Origin of the sequence: Bathymodiolus platifrons methanotrophic gill symbiont, from assembly GCF_002189065.1 — a bacterium.
In the GTDB taxonomy this organism is placed as follows: Bacteria; Pseudomonadota; Gammaproteobacteria; order Methylococcales; family Methylomonadaceae; genus Methyloprofundus.
Genome location: NZ_BDMN01000592.1, coordinates 1 through 1,132 on the forward strand (window position 1 = coordinate 1; position 1,132 = coordinate 1,132).

The window sequence follows — 1,132 nt, forward strand, 5'->3', positions numbered from 1 at the left end:
TCATTCGCCTACGCAGCGAATGGGAGATGCCCTGGTCGCCCTGCGTCCGTCTCAACTACGCACAAAACCCTCTCCGTTAAGACTACCTCAAATGGCTGGACGGCTATTCGGAATGCAATTCTTGCCTCCCTCGCGCGCTACTAGCGCACTTCGGATCAGCGAATTGCCCTGTCGCCTACTAGGGACTAAAAATCATCACTCCGCTTAGGCTCCGTTTCCCTGATTTTAAGCGACTGTTACTTTTTTTAATCGCATTCTCAGTCAACGCAGAAACTAACTTTTGCCTGGATAAACAATCAGCAATAGATTGTAATGGTCAAGTAAAACAGAACACATTCTTAAGCTGTTTTTCTCTGGAACTCACGTTCAAACTCTAAGGGTGATTTATAGCCCAATTTAGAGTGCGTTCGCTTACCATTATAAAAAGCCAGGTAATCAATAATACTCAGCTTTGCTGCTTCTTCCGTTCTGAACTTTTCGTAATTCAGTTGCTCATGTTTTAGACTACGGAAAAATCGTTCTGTCGGGCTATTATCCCAGCAGTTTCCTTTTCGACTCATGCTTTGCTCCATGCTCATGATATCCAGGTGTATGCGGTACTCTTTACTTGCATACTGGCTACCACGATCCGAATGATGTAACAGTCCAGGCTTGGGGTTTCTGCGACAAAAAGCCATCTGCAAAGCATCTAAACAAAGCGAGGTACGCATATGATCATTAATCGCCCAACCCACCACTTGGCGTGAAAACAAATCGATAACGACAGCGACATAAAGCCAGCCTTCAAGTGTCCAAACGTAGGTAATATAGGTAGTCCACACTTTATTTGGCGCTGCAACCGTAAACTGACGGTTAACTTGTTTGGTGATATCGCATCATTGTGATTGCTATCAGTCGTCACTTTAAATTTCTTTGGGTAACGTACTTTTAATTCAAGTTATGCCATCAATCGCGCTACTTTATAACGTCCTGCCTCAATGCATATTTTACTGAGTGCATCTGACATGCAACGACTTCCGTACACTTGTTTATTTGCATAAAAGATCTGCTCAATTTTTGCTTTGAGTTCAGCTTCTTTCTTTGTTTTATTCGTAAGCGTCGATTCTTCCCACCTAGACAAGCTACGCCACTT

2 protein-coding genes are annotated in these 1,132 nt (G+C 43.4%); both read right to left on the reverse strand.

The window, feature by feature from the left end:
• Window positions 1-338 precede the first annotated feature (338 nt).
• Window positions 339-869, reverse strand: coding sequence for an IS3 family transposase (locus tag CDZ78_RS20780; RefSeq protein WP_087871627.1), 531 nt, complete (start codon window positions 867-869; stop codon window positions 339-341).
• 68 nt (window positions 870-937) lie between these two features.
• A partial coding sequence (locus CDZ78_RS20785) for a helix-turn-helix domain-containing protein (protein ID WP_211200791.1) occupies window positions 938-1,132 on the reverse strand: 195 nt, incomplete at its 5' end.